At 71.4% G+C, this 3,974-nt stretch carries 5 protein-coding genes; 2 read left to right on the top strand and 3 right to left on the bottom strand.

Translation table 11 applies throughout. The annotated features are described in order from the left end of the window. On the bottom strand, positions 1-538 hold a 538-nt coding region (locus G4D87_RS34630), incomplete at its 3' end, for a zinc ribbon domain-containing protein (RefSeq protein WP_371928648.1). A gap of 410 nt (positions 539-948) precedes the next feature. On the opposite strand from G4D87_RS34630, the gene G4D87_RS34625 reads away from it, so the two are divergent. Continuing rightward, the gene (locus tag G4D87_RS34625) at positions 949-1,191 is read left to right on the top strand and encodes a hypothetical protein (protein ID WP_240358844.1); all 243 of its coding nucleotides are present in this window, start codon (positions 949-951) and stop codon (positions 1,189-1,191) included. A 61-nt stretch (positions 1,192-1,252) separates the two neighbouring features. Here the strand turns inward: G4D87_RS34625 and G4D87_RS34620 are convergent, their stop codons facing one another. Further along, positions 1,253-1,504, bottom strand: coding sequence for a hypothetical protein (locus tag G4D87_RS34620; RefSeq protein ID WP_163786943.1), 252 nt, complete (start codon positions 1,502-1,504; stop codon positions 1,253-1,255). Between the two features lie 163 nt (positions 1,505-1,667). Next, positions 1,668-3,161 (bottom strand): TolB family protein, encoded by a 1,494-nt coding sequence (locus G4D87_RS34615; RefSeq protein ID WP_163786942.1) that lies wholly within the window; start codon positions 3,159-3,161, stop codon positions 1,668-1,670. Positions 3,162-3,281: 120 nt separating this feature from the next. Here G4D87_RS34615 and G4D87_RS34610 point away from each other — a divergent pair. Next, a partial coding sequence (locus G4D87_RS34610; RefSeq protein WP_163786941.1) for a TatD family hydrolase occupies positions 3,282-3,974 on the top strand: 693 nt, incomplete at its 3' end.

Here is a 3,974-nt window from a genome sequence, read left to right as displayed (position 1 = left end):
CCCCCAAGCCCAGCCCCAGATAGCGCCGCATGGGCCCCGGCTCGCCCACCACCATCACCAGCGCGAGGACCCCGAGGATGAAGTAGGCCACGTGGACCGGAGCGAGGGGGGCCTCGCGCGCCAGCCAGCCCGTAGCCAGCAGTTGCAGCACCAGGCCCACCTGCGCCACCCCCTTCGCGGGGCCGCGGTTGAGCACCAGCACCAGCGCGAGCACCGCGTCCAGGCACACCAGGCCGTACGTCCACGCGGGGTCCTCCAGCGAGCCCAACAGGCCGGCGGCGCGGACGAACCAGGCCGCGGCGCTCGCCAGCAGCACCCCCGCCGCCGGGCCCGGATGGGCGGACACCGCGCTGGTGACGAGGTCCCCGCCGAACACCGTGGCGTCGTCGTCCGCCTCCACCAGGGGCCGGTCCAGCCGCATCCGGCCGACCTTCTTGTGGGACTGGAGGTGGTCGAACGGCTCCCCGCATGAGGGGCACGCGCTGGCACCGCGCGGAATGGGGCTGTGGCCGCAGTTCGGGCAGAGAGTCTGAGGCATGGCCCCCGGCGTATACCGCACTGCCCGCGCCGCCCACGAGGCCGCGACATTCGTGTCAGGAGATTCAGGCTTTCCGCCCGGAAAGGCAGACTTCTGCGGGAAGGCTCGACTCTGACATCGAGGTCAGATTGGACCTGGGTGCCAAGAATTGTAAGCCACGTGACGAAACAAGGCCGTTGAACGAAACGTCGAGATTGCGCTCGGAGTGAACGAAAACGCTCGATGAAACGATTCATACCCGGGCAGCACCGTGAACCCAGCGAGCTGGCTGTCTGCTTAACCCCGCTTTCTACCTGGGAAATGAGGGGCATTGTCCCACCGGACAGGTAGTCAGGCGGTTGGCACCTCAACTGCATGTGTCAGACCCACGGTGTACTCACCCGCGTAGCACGGTGCGGTGGGAGGAACCCATGGGCAAGCGGACGACTCGTAGAAGTGGCGCGGTTCCCAGGCAGGGCCGGCGGGTGATGCCCGCGCTCCGGCGAACGGCCCAGCGGGCCCGGGCGGCGGCGGACAAGGTCCACCTGACGGTGGGCGAGGTCATCGCGGCGGCCTTCGAGACCTCCGGTGGGGAGCTGGTGGATGTGCTGGCCCAGCTCACCTCGCCGCAGATGACCCGGGCGCTGGGGCGCCGCATCGTCGTAGAGGGCTGAGCCCTCCGCCCCTGTCCCCGTCAGCGTGGCGCGTGCGGCTGTCCGCGCGCCGGCGTGGACGTCAGTCTCCCGCCAGCAGGATGCCGGCGGTGTAGCGCTGCCGCGTGGGCGCCCCCGCGAGCAGCTTCTCGAAGTCTTCGGCGTTGTTCGGGTGCACCAGGAAGCTGCCGGAGCGTGTCTCCAGGCGCACAGGTGCGGCCAGCGCCTGTGGCTCCTCGGCCACGGTGCCACCACTGCCCACGTCCAGGCGGTGAGGCGGCACGGTGGCGCAGGCGGTGAAGAGCAGGAAGCCAGGAACAAGAATGCGCCTCATGCGGGTCCTCCGGTGGACGGGCCCAGGAGCGGGCCAGCGCGCCCCTCCCTATGCCGCATCCCGCGCCGAGACAAGGAACCGCGCGCCAGGCCGGAAACGACGAAGGCCCGCGTCCCCTTGGGGAGACGCGGGCCTGGGACTTCACGCCGTCAGCGGCCCGGGGCTACCGGGGCTGCCAGCGCGGGCGGTGGTCATCGCCGCGCGACGTCTGGAGGGTGTAGTCGCCCACCGGGTGGATGATGGGGTCACCCACCTTGGCGCCCGCCACCGGGTCAATCTGCTGGACGTAGAGCTGCCCCCCCTGGATGTAGGCCACGTGGTGGGCATCCGGAGAGAACGACGGGAGCGTGGCGCCCTCGGCGAAGCTGACCTCATCCCCCACCGGGGCGCCGTCCGCCGTGTTGATGCGGCGCAGGAAGACGATGTTGCCCGGGTCGCCGGCGCAGGGCGAGGCGGCGCCGCCGCAGAGCACCGGCTCACCCGTGGTGGGGTTGAAGAAGTAGGCGCGCACGTACGCCACCCAGCTGCCGTCCGGCGCCCAGGTGGGGTTGGCGATGTAGGAATCCACCGAGCCACCCTCGACGGCCGCCGTGCTGAACTCGGCAATCGTCTGCACGGCGGCGCCGCCCACCGGGACGATGTAGAGCGCGGCGTTCAGCCCCACCGGCCGCGTGTCATCCGGACGGAGGAACAGGAGCTGGTCATTGACGCGGTTGTAGTGCGGCTGCTCCGCCGTGGCGCCCGCGATGGCCAGCGGCGTGGGCGCGCCGCCCACGGTGGCCGTGGAGAGGCCGACGGTGGCGGTGCTGAACGCGAACGTGTCGCCGTTGCGCCAGTCCGGGAAGGTGCCCGCGGCCGTGGCCTCCTCCACCGTGCCGCCCTCGGCCGGGACGCGGGAGATGCCGGAGATGCTGTCGCCCGCGCGGCGCACGTACAGGAGCGAGTCACCCGGCTCCCACTCCAGGTAGAGGAAGCCCTCGGTGCTGCCCGTGGTGCCGTTGGCGAGCACCGCGGGCGGGTCCGCCACCAGCGGCACGTCGCGCGCCACCAGCTCACCGGCCAGGTTCCCCGTCGAGGTGCCCGTCTCGGTGGCGCCCTGGACGAAGGCGATCCGGTTGCCGGCCGGGTTCCAGCGCGGGTAGCGGCTGTTCACCGCGGCGTCCGACAGCCGGGTGGGCTCCGGCTCGTCGAAGCGCGTCACCACCGCCGCCATGGCGTCGGTGTCATCCATGGCCGTGAAGGCCACGTGCAGCGACTGGCACGTCATGGCCTCGGCCGCGCCCTCACAGCGCAGGCCCGCGGCGCAGTCGGCGGACGAGGTGCAAGCCTCATCCTTGGCCCCGGTGCCGATGACGACCACGCCGCCGTCGCCGCCCGTGCCCGCGTCCGTGCCGGCATCCTCCTGGGTGCCCGCGTCCTCTTCGGTCCCCGCGTCTTCCTCGGTGCCCGCGTCCTCTTCGGTCCCCGCGTCCTCCTCGGGCGGCGGCTGGACATCGCGCAGCTCGCAGTCGCCAGAGCGGCACGTCCACTCCTGCCCCTCCGGGGGTGGCCCGTTGTCGCGCCGGCAGTCGAAAGCATCGACACACTCGTCACCGCACCCCGTCGACAGCACCAGCAGCGCGCCACACAGCGCGCTGAAAACGACACGCATGGTCATGGAAACCCTCCGAAGAACAGAGGGCGCGTATACCGTCAGGCTTTCCGGGCGTGCCTACCCTGCGGTGCAGGAGCGCGCAGCGTGTTCCTGACTGAACGGCCACGAGGAGTGCCCTGCTCAATGATAGACACCCACTGCCACCTGGATGCGGCGCGCTTTGATGAGGATAGGAATGATGTCCTCGCGCGCGCCTGGGCCGCGGGGCTTCACGGCATCGTCATTCCTGGCGTGGGTCCGCGTGACTGGGAGCCCCTGCGGGAGCTGTCCCGACAGGATGCCCGCCTTCAGGTGGGCCTGGGCATCCACCCGCAGCTCCTCCCTGACATGCCGCCCGAAGAGGACGACGCCGTGCTCGAGCACCTGGACGCGTTGCTCGCGAAGGGCGGCGCGGCGGCCGTGGGCGAGTGCGGGTTGGACGGCCCCAGCCTGCCGGGCGCGCCGCTGGAGCGGCAGGTGAGGGTGCTGAAGCGGCACCTCGCGCTGGCGCGCAAGCACGGCCTGCCCGTGCTGATGCACTGCCACCGGCTGCACCCGGCCCTCATCGAGCTGCTCAAGCAAGAGCCGCTACCGGAAGCGGGCCTGCTCCTGCACAGCTACAGCGGCGGCGTGGAGCTGGCGCGCTTCTACTTGCAGAAGGGCTGCCACTTCTCCTTCGCGGGCCCCGTCACCTGGGCGGAGGCCCGCAAGCCGCTGGACGCGCTCCGGGCAATCCCCCTGGAGCGGCTGATGGCGGAGACGGACGCCCCGGACCAGGCCCCCACGCCCCACCGGGGGACGCGCTCCGAGCCCGGCTACCTTCCCCACATCCTGGAG

This window comes from Myxococcus vastator (assembly GCF_010894475.1).
Lineage (GTDB): Bacteria > Myxococcota > Myxococcia > Myxococcales > Myxococcaceae > Myxococcus > Myxococcus vastator.
This window is presented reverse-complemented; position numbering and strand designations above follow the sequence as displayed.